Raw genomic sequence first — 17,850 nt, 5'->3', positions numbered from 1 at the left:
CACACACTCACACGGATGGAGAGGGACGCATGACTCTGGTCCTCGTCACCGGCGGCTGCGGTTTCATCGGTTCCAATCTGATCCACTACCTGCTGGAAGTCGAGCCGGACATCCACATCCTCAACTTCGACGCCCTGACCTATGCCGGGAACCTGGCGAACCTGGCGGATGTCGAGCGCCACCCGCGCTATCAGTTCCTCCGCGGGGACATCACGCAACGGGAGCAAGTGTGGGAAGCGATGCGCCGGGGAGTGACGGATATCTTCCACCTGGCGGCGGAAAGCCATGTTGATCGCAGCATCCTGGATGCGTCCCCGTTCGTGCGGACGAATGTGCTGGGCACCCAGGTCCTGCTCGATGCCGCCCGCGCCTTTGCCATCCGCCGTTTCGTGCACGTTTCCACGGATGAGGTGTACGGCTCGCTCGGTCCGACCGGGGCATTCACGGAAGAGTCCCCCTTGCAGCCGAATAGCCCCTATGCCGCGAGTAAAGCCGCCGCCGATCTGCTGGTCCGCGCCTATCACCATACCTTCGGCGTGCCCGCCATCATCACCCGCTGCTCGAACAACTACGGCCCGTACCAGTTCCCGGAAAAGATCATTCCCCTGTTCATCACCAATCTGCTGCGTGACGAGCCGGTGCCGGTTTATGGCGATGGCTTGCAGGTTCGGGATTGGATTCATGTCCGCGATCACTGCCGCGGGTTGCATCGGGCCTGGAAACACGGACAAGTCGGGGAGGTGTACAACTTCGGCGGCCGCTGCGAACTGACCAATCTGGAACTGACCCGCCGCATCCTCCAGGCGCTGGGGAAGCCGGAGTCCCTGATCCGTTTCGTCCCCGACCGCCCCGGCCATGATCGGCGCTATGCTCTGGACTGCACGAAGGCGGAGCGCACCTTGGGCTGGTCCCCGCAAATCCCCTTCGACGACGGGCTGGCCCAGACCATCCGCTGGTATAGCGACCATGCCGAGTGGGTCGCCGCCGTGCGCAATCAGGACTACATGAATTACTATCAACGGCAATACGGTACGCAGGGTCCTGCCGCGAACTCAGCCGGTACGCAGGGTCCTGCCGCGAACTCAGCCGGCTCGCTGCTGTCCCACTAAAAACTTCTGCCGAGGCTGCCATGTCCCTCCGTGGTGTCATTCTGGCGGGCGGTAAAGGCACGCGCATGGGTGAACTCACCAAAGTCACCAACAAACACCTTCTGCCCGTGGGACCCTGGCCGATGGTGTATTATCCGCTCAAAAAGCTGACCGGGGCCGGTATCGAGGAAATCCTCCTGGTCTCCGGCACGGAGCACATGGGGGACTTTGTCGAACTGCTCGGTTCGGGCCGCCATCACGGCTGCCGCCTCACCTATCGGGTCCAGGATGAAGCGGGCGGAATCGCCCAGGCTCTGGGACTGGCCGAGCACTTCTGCATCGGCAGCCGGGCCTGCGTGCTCTTGGGCGACAACATCTTCCGCGATCCCCTCGTGCCGATTCTGGAACTGGCCAACTCTCGGCCGGATTGGGCATGGATCGGCCTCAAGGAAGTGCCGGACCCCCAGCGCTACGGCGTCGCCACGGTGCGCAACGACCGCATTGTGGCCATTGAGGAAAAACCTCCCCAGCCGGCCAGCCCCTACGCCGTCGTCGGCATCTACATCTACCCCCCGGATGTCTTCGGCATCATCAAAACGCTCAAACCCAGCGCACGGGGCGAATTGGAAATCACGGATGTCAATAACCACTATCTCCGCCAGGGACGCCTGGGACACTTCTTCCTCGAAGGCTATTGGACCGACGCGGGCACGCTCGACTCCCTGGATTACGCCAATCATCTGGTGCGTGCCGAGCCGCCCCGTTTCTGAAAACCCCTGCGCCGCTTCTTCTGAAAACCCCTGCGCCCCTTCCGCTGCGCTTCGGACGATGCCGCCCTCCGCGGAGGGCGAGGCGTTTCACCGCCGCCTTTCTGCCTCCGCCCGCAAAGATGGCTCCGAAAGATGACGCCGGCGCGGGTCTGGTTTCTGTCTGGCTCTCAGCCCGGCCCTGCCCGAAAGAGCGCTTCGCGGCGTGACTCAGGTTCCGCCGAACGCGGGAAAAGAGGAGGGAGGGGGTCAAGGTTGGCCCACGCCGGAGGAAGGTTTCCCCCGGAGAGCCGCCGACACCGGCAGCACGCGCCGTTTCTGCCGGCTGTGCCGTCCTGGAGCGTCGTTCCGTGCTCCTCGGTACGGATACAAGGGTTCAGCTCTGGATCAAGAGGTGCAGCGGTGTGGTATAATGGGGACAAAAGAGCGCAGAGGAAAAAGCTCGGAGGGGTCTTGACGGCCAGGCGGAGAGGAAGGATACTGACCAATCCCTCGCCCCTGGTCCAAGATGGCGAACGAAGGGATGCAGGGAATGCGTCCTATGGAGTAGAGGGTAAGCGGGAGTGCATCCTATGTGAGGCACGTTATTGGGCAAACGGTTGGCGACGGCGTGGGCCGCCGAATCTGGAACCTCGGGGAGGGTCACATGATGCCCGAGATGCATTTCGACGAGGAGCAGCCCGACATTCCGGAAGGGCAACGGCGGCGGCCCACCGGGGTTGCCGCACCAGCCGTGATCCGTTCGGGGCGCGAAGTCATTTCCGCCGAGCTGGCCTTGACCATTTACCGGCAAATGGTCCGCACTCGTGCCCTGGAAGAGCGCAGCATCAAGATGTCCAAGTCCGGCGAGGCCTATTTCTGGATCGGCGGGCCGGGGGAAGAAGTCGTCAATGTCTGTCTGGGGCTTCAGGTCCACAAAGGGGAAGGCCCCGCCTACGATTACCTGCATTTGCACTACCGCAACGCGGGCGTGATGCTGGCCATGGGAATGCCCATGATCGACCACGTGCGGCAACTGGCCATGCGCTGGACCGATCCGCATTCCCGGGGCCGCAACTTCGTCGGCCATTACGCCGTCAAGAAATGGAACGTGGTGCCGGTGACCAGTGTCATCGAGGTGCAATTTGCGATGGCGCCCGGCACGGCCCTGATGCAAAAACGGCACGGCCTGAAATATCCCCAGGAGAATGAGGGCATCACCATCGTTGTCGGCGGCGAAGCGGGAACTGCCGAGGGTGACTTCGAGACTTGCCTCAACTGGAGCAGCCGTCCCGGCAACGAGCTGCCGGTCCTGATGATCGTCACCAATAACCGCTTCGGAATCTCCACGGACTTTACCCTGGTGTGCGCAGAAAAGCGGGTGGCGGATCGCGCCCTTCCCTATGGCATCCGCGCCGAGACGGTGGATGGGAACGATCCGGTGCTGGTCTGGAACGCGCTCGACCGGGCGATGCGTTACTGCCGCCGGGAACGCAAGCCTTACCTGTTGGAAACTCTGGTTTCCCGTTTGCATGGGCATTCCTCCTCCAGCGGAGCGCAGCGGGACTGGAAACAACCCGATCCGCTGCAAATGTTCGAGGAGAAACTTCTGGCGGCGGGGGCGATGGATGCCAACACAGTCGAGACCCTGTGGGCGGACGCCCGCGCTGAAGCCGAGGCGGCCGTGGCAGCCGCCATGCGGGAACCGGAACCCCGCCCCGAAGATGTCTATCGCTTCACCTATGCTCCCAGTCCCGTGGATGTGGTCTATCCGCAAGACTACACCGGCTTGCCCGGACAGAAGGACGCACCGGAGGGGGCCGGCTAGTTCCTCCTGCACCAGCAGACGCACCGGCAAGGAAACATCCTCATGGCGACGATGGCCCAGGCCGTGCGATTGGCCTTACATTACGGCGAAGAACATCTCGGAGTGACCGACGTTTTCGGCGAAGATGTCGGCCCGCCCCTCGGCGGCGTCTTCACCGTGACGCAAGGACTGAAAACCGCCTGGAACACGCCGCTGGATGAACGCGGCATCATCGGCACCGCCATGGGGATCGCCTACGCGGGCGGACGGCCCGTCTGCGAAATCCAGTTTTGCGATTATGCCTTCAACGTCCTCGACCTGCTCAAAATCGCCGGCAACCAGCGCTGGGCGAGCGGCGGCGAATACGACATGCCCATTGTCGTCATGACCCCCACCGGCGCCGGCATCCGCGGCAGCATCTACCATTCGCACTCCTTCGACAGTTGGGCCACACGCCTGCCGGGATGGAAAATCGTCATGCCCTCCAATCCCCTGGATGCCTACGGACTCATGCTGGCCGCCATCCTCGATCCCAATCCCGTCCTCTACCTGCTCCCCAAGGCCTTGCTCCGGGTCCGCGGCGAACGCTTGATCCCCGGAGAACCGGACGACCCCGAACAGCTCTCCCGCATGATCGACGCCCCGATCGGAGACCGCACCCATTGGACTCCGCAGTGGCCGCCCGTGCAGGAATACATCGTCCCCATCGGCCGGGCCGAATTGGTGCGCCAAGGCAGTGAGGCGACCATCATCAGCTACGGCCGGCACCTGCCGATGTGCATCCAGGCGGCGGATGAATTGACGCGCCAGGAGGGGATTCACTGTGATGTCATCGACTTACGCAGTCTGTTCCCCTACGACTGGGAATTGATCTCGCAGAGCGTGAGGAAAACGGGCCGGGTGTTGATTGTCAATGAAGACACGGAAGTCACCAACTTCGCCGAGCATCTGCTGCGCCGGATCGTGGAGGAGCACTTTTACGATCTGCTGGTGCGTCCGCGTGCCCTCATGGGCAAGCACGTGCCCGGCATCGGCATGAACCAGGTGTACGAACGCAACAGCGTGCCCCAACTGGAAGATGTCCGTGCGGCCATTCGGGAATTGCTGGCGGAGCCGGCCTGACTGCTTATGGGAACGCCGCCTGGTACGGCTCGCTGCGGAGGGGAAGGACGCCAGGCTCAGTCTTGTCCTCCGGAAGGTGCCTCATGACTGACTTTGTGTTGCCGCCTGTCGGGGAAGGGTTGATCGAGGTGGAGCTGCTGCGCTGGTTGGTGCAACCGGGGGACCAGGTCCGTCCCGGTCAGGGCTTGGCCGAAGTCATGTCCGACAAAGCCACGATGGAGGTTCCCGCGCCGTTTGCCGGGCAGATTGTGGAGCTGTACGCTGTGCCGGGCCGGAAAGTCCGCGTGGGGGAGCGGCTTCTCCGTTACGCACCCGCCGAGTCCGCCGCGGGGGTCCCCGCTGAGGGGACGACGGCAACGGCCGCTTCCCCTGCCGCCGAGTCCTCCTCGGTGCCGCCGATGTCCCCTCGGTCCTCGACCACGCCGGCTTTTGAGCCGCTCCAAACTTCCTCCGAAGGAAATGGGAGCCGAGGCCCCGCCTTGGCTGCCGCGGCGCGTGCGACGTCCGTCGCACCTCCCGCGGCACCCTCCGTGCGCCTTTTGGCCCGCCAGCTCGGCCTGGACCTGTCGCGGATTCGCGGCTCCGGACCGGGCGGCCGCATCCTCCTCGAAGACCTCGCCCCCTTTCTCCGGCGCCCTTCCGAAGCGGCCCCTTCCTCCGGAGAACATCGTCCCCCCCATCCCCCGCCGGCCGACACGGAGATTTTCGACCTGGGAACTCCCGGCACACGTCTCCCCCTCACCGGCTTACGCAAACGCATCGCGGAGCACCTGACCACCGCCAAACGGCTCATCCCGCATTACTCCTACATGGATGAATGCGACGTAACGGACCTGGTGCGGCTGCGCGAACAACTGAAAGAGGCGGCGGCCCAAGCGGGCATCAAGCTGACCTATCTCCCCTTTCTGGTCAAAGCGGTGGTCGCTGCCCTGCGCGAAGTACCGCTGGTCAACAGCACGTTCGACGAAGCCGCGGCGGAAATCATCCTCCACGACCATTACCACATCGGCATCGCGGTCGCCACCGCAGCAGGCTTGATTGTCCCGGTGATCAAGGACGCCGACAAAAAAGACATCTGGACGATCGCCCAGGACATCGAGCGCCTCAGCCAGCAAGCCCGCAGCGGCCGTATTCACTGGAACGATCTGCAAGGGGGAACGTTTACCATCACCTCCATCGGGAACATCGGCGGCCTGATGGCCACTCCCATCGTCAACCACCCGCAGGTCGGCATCCTGGGCGTGGGCAAGATCGTCAAACGGCCGGTCTATGATGAGCACGAGCGCTTGCGACCGGCCCACCTGGTTTACTTGTCGTTCTCCTTCGATCACCGCGTGGTGGACGGCGCCGTGGGGGTGGTCTTCGGCAATGCGGTGCGCCGGCACTTGCAAAAGCCTGCCGCCCTCCTGCTTTCCCCGCCTCCTGCGGTCTCGCCCACTTCCCGCTAGGTGGGGGTTGAGCCAGCTCTCCCACGGTCCGCTCCGCGGTCCTCCGCCAGTCCGAAGAACGGACGCCCAGACGCTACCGGCATGACTCCGCCGCCCCTTCTGCATCCGTGGCGGACCTTCTGCATCCGTGGCGGAATCAGCCGCGCTCCGCCAACGGCCGGACCGGTCGCGGGGGTGGCCCTTTGTACCAAGCGCGGGGGCGGATCAAGCGATTGTTGTCCATCTGTTCGATGATGTGGGCGGCCCATCCGGCCACGCGCGCCATGGCGAAGATGGGCGTGTACAACGGCACGTCCAGACGCATGGCGTGATACAGTCGGCCGGCGGGCCAGTCGAGATTGGGGTACATGTTCTTCTGCTGGGCCATGACCTGCTCGATGACTTCCGCCGTTTCCTCCCAATGGAGATCGCCGGACTTTTCCGCCATCTGCCGGGCATACTTTTTGAGAATCTGGGCCCGCACGTCGCCGCTTTTGTACACCCGATGGCCGAACCCCATGATCCGTTCCTTGCGAGCTAAGGCGGCCTGGACCCAGGCGGCTGCCGTGTCCGGTCCTCCCGCGGCCCGGAGCAGGTCCATCACTTTTTCGTTGGCCCCGCCGTGGAGCGGCCCCTTCAGTGCTCCGATGGCCCCGGTGATCCCCGCATGCATGTCCGCCCACGTCGAGACAATGACCCGGGCCGTGAACGTGCTGGCGTTGAATTCGTGCTCGGCGTAAAGAATCAGGGACACGTCCAGGGCTTTGACTTCGTCGGGGTCCGGTTCGCTCCCGCGGAGCATGTAGAGAAAGTTGGCGGCTTGGCCGAGGTCCTGACGCGCGGGCACCGGCAAGAGTCCTTGGGCCAGGCGATAATGGTCCACGATCGCCACGGGGATTTGCCCCAGGAGCCGTTCGGCTTTCCACAAGTTGGCATCGTGGGAATTGTCGGCCACGTCCTGGTCAAAGTGGCTCAAGGCAGAGACCGCGGTGCGCAGCGCATCGAGAGGGGGGGTCCACTTCGGCAGGGCGGCGAGGAAATCCCGCAGCGGCAAGGGCAGGCGGCGGGCCGCCGCTATACGCGTCTGAAATGCCTGCAATTGAGCCGCGGTGGGCAGCTCCCCGTAGAGCAACAAATACGCCACTTCCTCGTAGGTGCAGTGCTCCGCTAGCTCGGCGACGGAGTAACCCCGATACCGCAGGCCGTCGTCCACCGAACAGATCGTCGTTTCCCCGGCGATCACGCCTTCCAAACCCGGCGAATAGTGACTCCCGTCGCTGCTCATGAGCCTGCTCCTCTGGCAAGGGGCGCGGCGGCAAATCTCCTGCCGGCTCGCCTTCCTTTCCCGCGCCGCTTTGTCCTGGCTGTTCTCTCCTTACTTATTTATGACTCGGCCCAACGGCTGAGGAGAAAGTCATTCCCGGCCTGGCCCTAAACCAAAATACCGCCGGTCGCGTTCCTCGTAACCCTTATAGTCCAGCAGATCGTAAAGCTCAGCGCGGGTGTACATCTGGGGGAGCAACTCCCGTTGATGGTCCGCGGTGAGCAAATGGCGCAAGGCCGCTTCCGCCGCCCGTAAGGCCAGCCGCAGCGCTGTGAGCGGATAGAGGACCAGACGGTAACCCCATTGGGCCAAACGGCTCCGCTCCAGCAACGGGCTACGGCCGAACTCCGTCATGTTCGCCAAGAGCGGACCTCCGACTTCCCGCGCGAAGACAGCGAATTCCTCCGCACTTTCGAGAGCCTCCGGGAAGATCACGTCCGCTCCCGCTTGCTTGTAGAGTCTGGCCCGACGGATGGCTTCCTCCAGTCCCTGCACTCCGCGGGCATCCGTCCGGGCGATGATCACCAGGTTGGGGTCCCGCCGCGCTGCCACCGCCGCCTGAATCTTGGCCGCCATCTCCTCCGCGGAAATGAGCGTCTTGCCCGATAAATGTCCGCAGCGCTTGGGCAATTCCTGGTCTTCCAAATGCAGCCCCGCCACTCCCGCCGCTTCCAACTGGCGCACCGTTCGCTCCACGTTCACGCTGCTGCCAAAGCCCGTATCCGCGTCGCAAATCAGAGGTAACGCCGTCGCCTGGCAGATCGCCTGCGCCTGGTGCACCACTTCGGTCAAGGTGATCAAGCCAATATCCGGTAAACCCAGACTGGCCGACAGTCCGCCCCCCGACAGATACACCGCCGGAAATCCCAGCCGTTCGGCCATCTTTGCCACCAGGGGGCAAAAGACCCCCGGAATCGCCAAAACGTTAGCCTCCCAAGCCCGACGCAACCGTTGCCCCGGCGTGGGGGAACCGCTCATGACCAACCCCTCCCTTCGGCGAAACCAGGACCGTTGGGTTCCTTCCCGAATGGTACAAACTCTTCCGCCCTCTCGCTCCGAAACTTTCCCCGACCCTGTCCATCATCTTAGCCGAGCGAATCGCCTGCGTATCTCTGCCTTGACTTCTGGGGATGGACCTCTACAATCTACACTGCCTGTACGCCGTGGGCGGCTGCGGGCTGCGTCGAGGGAACTCCACTCCCTGGGCGACAGATAGGATCCCACCTCTGCGCGTATAGCTCAGTTGGCTAGAGCGCAGCTCTGATAAAGCTGAGGTCCCTGGTTCGAGTCCAGGTACGCGCACATACGGGTCAGTCCGCCGGGTGGGTCACAAGCGCGGGGGAAGTAGCTCAACTGGTAGAGCGCCTGCTTTGCAAGCAGGAGGTCAGGGGTTCGAGTCCCCTCTTCTCCACCAACTCCGAGCTTACCCATCCGCCCACTATCCGCAGTACATCACGACATCGCGGCTGCGCCCCCACCTTCCCACAGCCAAAACTTCGGGCAGTGTCTTGTCATCCCGGGCAGCTTTGCTCGCTATCCTGCTGGGCTGCAAAGTGTGCAGCCGGTGTGCCGCTTTCTGTGCCGCCTTGCGCGGCTAAGCGGAAGTGCTCCGCTGTAATCTGCGCATAGTGCTTCAGGTTGATCTTGAGATCGTGTTCCAGCCGCTGAACCACCCCATGCCTAGGAAAATTGCTCCAGTAGCTCCGTCCCCCGACTGGAACGCAGATTGTGGAACGGCTGAGGCACGGCTCCTTTGGATTGCCCGAAAACGGTTTCCCACGCGGTGAGTCGCAAGCGATTCGGTGGGGGAGTTGGCAGCGGAAAGGGGGAGATACGTGGAAGGGAAGAGTACACCCGGCAGGAGTCGAACCTGCAACCTTCGGTTCCGTAGACCGATGCTCTATCCAGTTGAGCTACGGGTGCACGCGCCGGATTGGCGTTATTAATGCTATGCCTGTCGGTTGGCCACGTCAACGGCTGGTGCCGCCAATATGCAGGAAGAACACAGGCGTGAGGGCGGAAGATCGCTGGGGCATGCGGTCCGAGTTTCCCCCCCTCGCGCCGTCCCGACGTCACCTCCAGCCCGGCTAGCTTACACCACCCGGATCGCCCGTGAGATGACCTGCAAGCCGTTGCCGAGGCGGGCCACCAGGCGGTAGCGCCCCGGTGCTGACAGCACCAGGTCACCAAACGTCGCTAGGCCGTAGATGCTCGTTTGCTTGACCAGCGTCCCGCTCAGCCCGCTGCCGGATTGCAAGACGATCCGCACCGCCACATTCGCTAGCCGTATTGCGTTCCCATACTGGTCCCGTAATTGCACCTGGACGCGAAAGGGTTGGCCTGCGTTGACTTCCAGCGGCGGCTGAAGTCGGAAAACCACCTGGGCCAATGATCCGGCCACATTGTGCAAGTTAAACTGAACTAAGTGGCTTCCGGTTGTCACCACCACTTGGTAGCTCCCCGCCACCACGTTGGCTTGGGCCTGAACTTGGGCGTACCCATCATTGTCGGTGGTCACCGTGATCGCGTTAATCCCGCCAAACAACGCCCCTGGACCCCCCGTGGGGGCTGTAAATGTCACACTGGCATCGCCCACACCATTGCCATACTGATCCACCAACCGCACCACGAGTGGATTGCTAAAAGGCGTACCTACCGTCGTGGACTGGTGATTTCCGCTCACAATTTGCAAACCTGCGGCGGCCGCTGGCGTGTTCGTCAAATCGAAGTGCACGGCGGTGAGGGAACCGGAGGTCGCCTGGACCTGATAGCTCCCTGCCACGGTGTTGGCACTGAGGGCACCGCTCGACGACTGCCCATTGCTCCCCGTCGTCACCGTGATCGTGTTGCTGTCGTTACTGAAGGTCGCACTGGCCCCGCTGATTGGAGCGGTGAAGGTCACGGGCACATCTTCCATCGGCTCGTCGAATTGATCCAACACCTGGACTACCAAGGGACTGCTAAAGGCGGTGCCAACCGTCGTGCTTTGATTGTCGCCACTGATGATGGTCAGTGTGGTGGCGACGACCGTCCGCCATAGCTCCACCCCCTGGGAGCCATCATCGGCCGCGAAAAACAGAGTATTGTTGGCGTTGGCGAGCCGGATAGGATTGGAATTGCCAATGCCGTCCCGAATATCACGCACCAGAACTGTCCCGCTGGTTGTCCCATCGGACCTCCACAATTCGATGCCGTGGGTATCATCTTCCGCCACAAAGAACAAGGTGCCATTGACATTGGTCAAGTACATGATCCCCGCACTGCCGGAGGAGTTGATGTCTTTGACCAAAACGGTCCCGTTCGATGTCCCGTTGCTCATCCACAATTCCCGGCCATGCGTACCGTCATTTGCCACGAAAAATAACATATTGTTCACCGGGGTCAACCAAGCCGGATAAGAACCATCGCTGCCATGAATATCTTGGACCATGCTGGCGGTGGTTCCGTCGAACTTCCACAATTCCCGGCCATGACTTCCATCGTTGGCACTGAAGAACAACATCCCGTTGACGTTCGTCAAGTTCTGGGGACTGGAGGAACTCGAACCTGGGAGAATATCCTCAACAAGGACGGTGCCTTCTTCCGTGCCGTTACTCTTCCACAATTCCCGGCCATGACTCCCGTCCTCCGCCGTGAAGAACAGAGTTCCCCCTACCACTGTCAACCAATCCGGTGCGGAACTCTGAATCGTGCTGTTGATATCCTTGACCACCTGGGTGCCAGTGTCCGTCCCGTCGCTTTTCCACAACTCCCGGCCTAAGCCTCCATCGTCTGCCGAGAAAAACAATGTCCCATTCAGATTGATCAGGTACCGGGGATCGGAACTGGCACCCTCCCGGATGTCTTTCACCCGAACGGTGTTGGTCTCTGTACCGTCACTCTTCCAGAGTTCCCGGCCACTTGTCCCATCATCCGCGGTGAAAAACAAGGTGCCATTCACGTTAACTAACCAACGCGGATCAGAGCCACCACCGTTACGAATATCTTTGACCATGCTGACGGTGGTTCCGTCGAACTTCCACAATTCCCGGCCACTCGTCCCATTATCGGCGCTGAAAAACAGTGTGCCGTTCACATTCGTCAAATTTATAGGATTGGAACTGCCATTAGAGTTGATGTCCGCCACGCGGTAGGTGCCCGCCGTGGTGCCATCCGTTCGCCACAGCTCCCGGTCGCCGCTGCTATCCGTGGCCGCAAAGTACACGACGCCGTTGACCTCGGTGAAATAGGCCGGATTGGAAGCGGTCGAACCGGTGGCGATGTCCTGGATCATCTTCACCCCCACCACCGACGGCGTGGTGCGGTCCTCTAGGGCCTCCACCTGCAAGGCGGGAGAGCGGCGAATGGTGCGAGCGGAGCGGGCAGAAAACAACCAGCGTACCCAGGAGCGAAGCAGATACCTCATGTCGGGCCTCCGCGGGGTTGCAGACGAGCGATTCGCTATGCGTCTACGAATGAGAGTCTGATGTGGGAATCTCGATGCAATTTAGAACAAGGTTCTAGACAGTCAAGCGGAAAAAGAAAACTTCGCGATGGCGGAAGTGCGGTGAATCTGGCACATCCGGAACTGGAATTGTGGTCAGGTGTTTGTTGCAGACGCCGAGGTGTCATGCGCAGCGTTTGCTCTGGCTTGGACCCAGCCCGACGCCGGACGGCGCGCTGACCGCTACCAGGATTGCTTGCGGTGTGAGCCGAGGGATCAATGCTCAGCCGAGTTGCTAGAGGATTGCCAAAAAGCAGGCCCCGGATGGCTTGCCACCACCCGAGGCCAGGCTGACACCGAGGTGACCTTCCGCTCCCCGTGCCGAAGGAGGGAGTTGTACCTCAACTCAGAGGCGCCTTAGATTACCGTAATCGCCCGTGAGATGACCTGCAGGCCGTTGCCGAGGCGGGCCACCAGGCGGTAGCGCCCCGGTGTTGACAGCACCAGGTCACCAAACGTCGCCAGGCCGTAGATGCTCGTCCGCTCGACCAGCGTCCCGCTCAGCCCGCTGCCCGCCCGCAAGCTCAGGCGGATCGCCACATTCGGCAGCCGCACCGCATTCCCAAACTGGTCTCGCAACTGCACCTGCACGCGGAAGGGTTGGCCTGCATTGACTTCCAGCGGCGGCTGAAGCCGGAAAACCACCTGGGCCATTGACCCTGCCGTATTGTGCAAGTCAAAATGAATCGTGTGACTTCCAGTTGTCACCGTCACCTGGTAGTTGCCCGCCACGACGTTAGCCTGAGCCAGAACTTGGGCGTACCCATTATTGTCGGTGGTCACAGTGATCGCGTTGATCCCGCCAAACAGCGCCCCTGGCCCCCCCGTGGGTGCTGTAAATGTCACACTTGCATTGTCCACCCCATTGCCATACTGATCGACCAACCGCACCACCAACGGATTGCTGAAAGGCGTGCCCACCGTCGTGGACTGGTGATTTCCGCTCACAATCTGCAAACCCGCCGATGCCGCCGGAGAGTTCGTCAAATTGAATTGCACGCCGGTCAGGGAACCGGCGGTCGCCTGGACCTGGTAGCTTCCCGCCACGGTATTGGCCGTTGCCGTCACTTGAGCGTGACCATTGACATCCGTGGTTTCTGTGCTGCTGCTCAAGGTCGCGCTCGCCCCACTGCTGGGAGCGGTGAAGGCCACCGGTACGCCTTCCATCGGCTCAGCGAACTGATCCAACACCTGGACTTGCAGGGGACTGCTAAAGGCGGTGCCGACTGTCGTGCTTTGATTATTGCCGCTGGTGATGGTGAGCGAGGTCGCTACCGCCGTTCGCCACAGCTCCACACCCTGGGAGCCATCATCTGCCGCAAAAAACAGGGTACCGCCGGCAGGGGTGAGCCGGACAGGATTGGAATTCCCGATGTCCTCACGAATATCACTCACCAGGGCCGTCCCGCTGGTTGTCCCATCGGACATCCACAATTCGATGCCGTGGGTGTCATCTTCCGCCACAAAGAACAAGGTACCATTGACATTGCTCAAGTACATGAGACCAGCATTGCCGGTGGAGTTGATGTCTTTCACTAGAACAGTCCCGTCAGATGCACCGTTGCTTCTCCACAATTCCCGGCCATGCGTGCCGTCATCCGCCACGAAAAACAACATGCCGTTCACCTGGGTCAACCAGGCTGGATAAGAACCACCGTTACCATGAATGTCTTTGACCAGGCTGGCGGTGGTGCCGTCAAACTTCCATAACTCCCGGCCGTTGGTCCCGTCACTGGCACTGAAGAACAACGTCCCATTCACGTTGGTCAAGCCCTGGGGACTGGAAGCACTCGGACCTATGAGAATGTCCCCAACGAGGACGGTACCCCCTTCCGTGCCGTCGCTCTTCCACAATTCCCGGCCATGACTGCCGTCCTCCGCCGTGAAGAACAAAGTTCCACCTACCACCGTCAACCAATCCGGCGCGGAACTCTGAATTGTGCTGTTGATGTCCTTGACCACCTTGGTTCCATCTTCTGTGCCATCGCTTCTCCACAACTCCCGGCCAAGGCCTCCATTGTCTGCCGAGAAAAACAATGTCCCATTCAGATTGACCAGGTAGCGGGGATCGGAACTGCCGCCTGCACGGATGTCTTCCACCAGAACGGTGTTGGTCCCGTCGCTCTTCCAGAGTTCCCGGCCACTCGTCCCATCCTCCGCGGTGAAAAACAAGGTGCCGTTCACATCAACTAACCAGCGAGGATCAGAGCTGCCGTTGCCATGAATGTCTTTGACCAGGCTGGCGGTGGTGCCGTCAAACTTCCACAACTCACGGCCATTTGTTCCATCGTTGGCGCTGAAGTAGAGCGTCCCGTTGACGTTGGTCAAGTATCGGGGATTGGAGCTACCGCTGGGGTTGATGTCGGCCACGCGGTAAGTGCCCGCCGTGGTGCCGTCCGTGCGCCACAGCTCCCGGTCGCCACTGGCATCCGTGGCTGCGAAGTACACGACGCCGTTGACCTCGGTGAAATGGGCCGGATTGGATGCTCCCGCACCTGGAGCAATGTCCTGGATCATCTTCACCCCGACCACCGACGGCGTGGTGCGATCCTCCAGAGCCTCCACCTGCAAGGCTGGAGAGCGGCGAATGGTGCGAGCGGAACCCGTCGAGAACAAACGGCGTACCCACGAGCGAATCATGAACTTCATGGAAGACCCCTCAGTAGTAGTGAATGACTCGCTGTTTCACACCCTTGCGTGATGTTGGAGGCATTCATCGAATTTACCTAGGGGTTACGGGAGGTCAAGCGAGTAGTAAAGAAAAATTCACAATATCGGGGCTATGGGCAAACTGGAAAATCCGGAACTGGTTTTGCGGGCGAGGAGGTAAGGGTGGATGGACGAGGGACGGGGGGAGCGTTGCGCAACGGCGGTCCAGGAGGGGGCATTCCGACCGCCGTCCGGGGCGATTTTCGCGGGGTGAGTCCTTGTGCTGCTGGGAAAGGGAGGGTATACTCCACTGTTGTCCCACCGAGTGGCCGGAATGTCCGGTGTTTTCCTTCCCAGAACGAATTCTCCCACCGTTGCAGAGCCTCTTCGCGGGAGTACGATCATGAGACCTGAGAGTATCGGAGACATCCGTTGGTCACCCAGCGATGGGGGAAGCGGAGCGAGCCGACGCGGTGATACTGTGGGGCAGAGGGCGGGGTTGGACCGTTCACCGGGCGGTTGTGCTGGTCCGTCGCGGCGGCAGGCGTTGCTGGTGGGATCGCTGGGGGTGGCGGGTTTGAGCCTGCCGATGTGGTTGCGGCTGCAAGCGGCCCAGACGCCGGAGCGCCGCCGCCCCAAGGCGTGCATCGTCCTGTTTCTCCTGGGAGGTCCGCCGCAGCAGGAGACGTGGGACCCCAAGCCGGAATCGGCGGCGGAGTATCGGGGCGACCTGGGGGTGATTCGCACGGCCACCCCGGGACTGATCATCGGAGAAACAATGGTGCGCACGGCGCGGTGGACTTCACACATTGCCGTGTTGCGTGCCTGTCAGACCTATGACAATGCCCATTCCTCGTCCGGGTATTACATGACGACGGGCCGGCCGCATATTCCTAAGCAGGTGGAAAATGTCAAACCGGGCGCGCCGAACGATTGGCCGTGCCTGGGAGCGGTCGTGCGGCAGGTGTTTCCGAAGCGGAGTGCGTTGCCTTCGGCGATCACTTTGCCGGAGCAAGCCGCCAACGACGGCAACCTGACCTGGCCGGGGCAAGACGCCGGCTTTTTGGGCCGTGCCTTTGACCCCTGGCTTGTGACGGGCGATCCCAGCGCCGGACGCTTCGAGATCGAGGGGCTGGAGCTGCCCGCGGAGGTGCCCTGGGAGCGCTTCGACCGCCGCCGCCGACTCCTGGAAGCGCTGGCCGAGCAGGAACGCGACCCACACCGCCAGCAGGCCTTTGCCCTCCTGGCTTCCCCCGCTGCCCGCCGCGCCCTCGATCTGTCCCAGGAACCCCGCAAACTCCGCGAACGCTATGGACTGACACGCTTCGGTCAGTCCTGCCTCCTGGCCCGGCGCTTCGTCGAAGCGGGCGTTCCCCTGGTGCGCGTCAACTGGACCCGCGTCCCCGGCGCGCCTAACAACGGCCACTGGGACACCCATACCCAGAACAGCCGCAGCGTCAAAACCCTCATGCCTATCCTGGATGCCGCTTATTCCGCCCTGCTCGAAGACCTCGACGCCCGCGGCCTGCTGCAAGATACCCTCGTGGTCTGGATGGCGGAGTTTGGCCGCACGCCCAAAATCAACGGCAGCGCCGGCCGGGACCACTGGGGGCAAGTCTTCTCCGTCGCTCTGGCCGGGGGCGGCATCCGCGGCGGCATCATCTACGGAGCCAGCGACAAAATCGCCGCCTATGCCAAGGACAACCCGGTGACACCCGAAGACCTCCACGCCACCATCTACCACTGCCTGAACATCCCCCTGGATACCCACATCCGGGACCTTCAGGGCCGACCCTTGCTCGCCTGCACCGGCCGACCCATCCGCGCCATCCTGAGTTGAGCAGTGCTTTCGACCCCGCCTCGCTTCGCCTTGACTTCCTGCAACCGCTTCCAATCCCCCGCAGGGAGCGCCCTGCCGATCCAGGGCCTTCCCGTTAGGGCGCTTTGGCCTTGGGCTTGCGGAACGTGGCCACGCTGCTGTCCAGAAGCGAGAGCCGCGCCTCCTACAAACAAGTGATGACAAGCTAGGACTAACAAAAGTAAACCTGAATAAAAACCACCCGCCGACCTGAGAGCGAGCGGTCAGAGGCGGCGCCGGCGGATTGTCAAGGACGGTAGCATGTCACTCCAGAGGTCCCGCCTAGCGCGCTTCAGGCGTCGGTTCTGGGCGCGGGGGAATCGGAATGATTTCGAGCGAGTCGTGGTTTTGCCCGCCTCCTGCGCCGCCGAGAAGCAGCACGGCGTGCTCGTCCCAGGGAAGCAAGCGGGCGACCTGCCGTTTCCGGCTCGCCTGGCCGACTTTCTCCCACTCTTTTCCCTCCGGAAGCAAGCGGTAAAGGACGCCCTCGTTGGTCGCCACGATCAACTGGCCGTTGAGAACACAAGCCGCGGGAGCAAACGCCGCCCGTTCCTTGCCGGGCAAATCGGGACCACGCGACCACTGCCGGCGGGCGAGATCGAGAATGTCCAGGCGCGGTTCGGGACCATCCGGTGACAGTCCGCCGACAACGTACACCTTCTGCCCGATGGCTGCTGCGGCAAGCGCCCGACGGCGGAACGGCTGGGGGATCGCTTGCCACTTCCACGGCTGCTCCTTGAGGTCCGCCACCAGCGTGCTCTCATGCCACAGAGGCATGTGGCTGCGCCCCCGCAGTTGCCAGCCGCCGACGACCACGAGCAAGTCCCTGGCTACCACCACGTCATGGGACGAGCGACCCGCGGGAAGGGGCGGCAGCTCCTCCCATTGCCGCTTGACAGGATCAAACCGGGCCGCCTCCGCCAGCGAGTGATTATCCGCTGCTTCCCCCGGTGCATTGCGCGGCTGCATCCCGCCCACGCGGTACACCTTCCCCTTGTGGCTCACCAGGTTCAAACCCTGGGCGATGGGACCGCCAGGCAGTTCCTCCCATCTCTCCGGCGCGGACAGCTTCAACCGATGGAAACTGCCCAGCACACTCCGGGTGTCGTAGCTATGCGTTTTCCCCGCGTGCCCGCCGTAAACGTACAGGTAACCGTCGCACACCGTCGCTCCAAAACTGGAGACCGCCTGAGGCAGCGCCGGCAGTTGCGGCTCCGCTGTCCCGACAGCACTGGCAGTCAGAACCGCCATAATTCCCGTTGCTAAAATTGCTTTGTCCAATCGCAGAATTTTTGGGAAAATCATAGGTCCAACTCCTATCACCTGATTATGGAATGCCAAAGAAG

At 62.2% G+C, this 17,850-nt stretch carries 11 protein-coding genes and 3 tRNA genes; 8 read left to right on the top strand and 6 right to left on the bottom strand.

From position 1 onward, the window contains the following. Window positions 1-29: 29 nt before the first annotated feature. The 5 genes from rfbB to H0921_RS08710 all read left to right on the top strand — a co-directional run bounded on the left by rfbB (window position 30) and on the right by H0921_RS08710 (window position 6,211). Complete coding sequence (rfbB, locus tag H0921_RS08730) at window positions 30-1,109, top strand: dTDP-glucose 4,6-dehydratase (RefSeq protein ID WP_194537687.1); 1,080 nt, start codon at window positions 30-32, stop codon at window positions 1,107-1,109. A 20-nt stretch (window positions 1,110-1,129) separates the two neighbouring features. Next, a complete protein-coding gene (locus H0921_RS08725; RefSeq protein WP_194537686.1) occupies window positions 1,130-1,858 on the top strand; it encodes a sugar phosphate nucleotidyltransferase in 729 nt (242 codons plus the stop codon). Between the two features lie 643 nt (window positions 1,859-2,501). Continuing rightward, window positions 2,502-3,662 carry a thiamine pyrophosphate-dependent dehydrogenase E1 component subunit alpha gene (locus H0921_RS08720; protein ID WP_228499272.1) on the top strand — a complete coding sequence of 387 codons (1,161 nt, stop codon included), beginning with the start codon at window positions 2,502-2,504 and terminating at the stop codon, window positions 3,660-3,662. 42 nt (window positions 3,663-3,704) lie between these two features. Further along, on the top strand, window positions 3,705-4,763 hold the full coding sequence (locus H0921_RS08715) for an alpha-ketoacid dehydrogenase subunit beta (protein ID WP_194537685.1): 1,059 nt from the start codon (window positions 3,705-3,707) through the stop codon (window positions 4,761-4,763). 83 nt (window positions 4,764-4,846) lie between these two features. Continuing rightward, window positions 4,847-6,211 (top strand): dihydrolipoamide acetyltransferase family protein, encoded by a 1,365-nt coding sequence (locus H0921_RS08710; RefSeq protein WP_194537684.1) that lies wholly within the window; start codon window positions 4,847-4,849, stop codon window positions 6,209-6,211. A 136-nt stretch (window positions 6,212-6,347) separates the two neighbouring features. Here the strand turns inward: H0921_RS08710 and H0921_RS08705 are convergent, their stop codons facing one another. Together H0921_RS08705 and prpB are read right to left on the bottom strand one after the other, a co-directional pair. After that, a complete protein-coding gene (locus H0921_RS08705) occupies window positions 6,348-7,475 on the bottom strand; it encodes a citrate/2-methylcitrate synthase (RefSeq protein WP_194537683.1) in 1,128 nt (375 codons plus the stop codon). 129 nt (window positions 7,476-7,604) lie between these two features. Next, entirely contained in the window at window positions 7,605-8,492 is an 888-nt protein-coding gene (gene prpB / locus H0921_RS08700; protein ID WP_194537682.1) for a methylisocitrate lyase, read from the bottom strand. Window positions 8,493-8,742: 250 nt separating this feature from the next. On the opposite strand from prpB, the gene H0921_RS08695 reads away from it, so the two are divergent. Continuing rightward, window positions 8,743-8,816: transfer RNA gene (locus H0921_RS08695), tRNA-Ile, on the top strand. 36 nt (window positions 8,817-8,852) lie between these two features. Continuing rightward, window positions 8,853-8,928, top strand: a tRNA-Ala gene (locus tag H0921_RS08690). A gap of 435 nt (window positions 8,929-9,363) precedes the next feature. On the opposite strand, the gene H0921_RS08685 is transcribed toward H0921_RS08690, so the two are convergent. From H0921_RS08685 to H0921_RS08675, 3 genes are all read right to left on the bottom strand, one after another. Continuing rightward, window positions 9,364-9,437: transfer RNA gene (locus tag H0921_RS08685), tRNA-Arg, on the bottom strand. A gap of 169 nt (window positions 9,438-9,606) precedes the next feature. Next, window positions 9,607-11,919 (bottom strand): ELWxxDGT repeat protein, encoded by a 2,313-nt coding sequence (locus H0921_RS08680; RefSeq protein WP_194537681.1) that lies wholly within the window; start codon window positions 11,917-11,919, stop codon window positions 9,607-9,609. Between the two features lie 435 nt (window positions 11,920-12,354). Further along, window positions 12,355-14,646: an ELWxxDGT repeat protein gene (locus H0921_RS08675; protein WP_194537680.1), complete on the bottom strand. Its 2,292-nt coding sequence runs from the start codon at window positions 14,644-14,646 to the stop codon at window positions 12,355-12,357. Window positions 14,647-15,049: 403 nt separating this feature from the next. On the opposite strand from H0921_RS08675, the gene H0921_RS08670 reads away from it, so the two are divergent. Beyond that, window positions 15,050-16,486, top strand: a complete 1,437-nt coding sequence (locus tag H0921_RS08670; protein ID WP_228499270.1) for a DUF1501 domain-containing protein — start codon at window positions 15,050-15,052, stop codon at window positions 16,484-16,486. Window positions 16,487-16,786: 300 nt separating this feature from the next. Here the strand turns inward: H0921_RS08670 and H0921_RS08665 are convergent, their stop codons facing one another. Further along, entirely contained in the window at window positions 16,787-17,809 is a 1,023-nt protein-coding gene (locus H0921_RS08665; RefSeq protein ID WP_194537679.1) for a Kelch repeat-containing protein, read from the bottom strand. Window positions 17,810-17,850 lie beyond the last annotated feature (41 nt).

This window comes from Thermogemmata fonticola (genome assembly GCF_013694095.1).
GTDB classification, from domain to species: domain Bacteria; phylum Planctomycetota; class Planctomycetia; order Gemmatales; family Gemmataceae; genus Thermogemmata; species Thermogemmata fonticola.
This window is presented reverse-complemented; position numbering and strand designations above follow the sequence as displayed.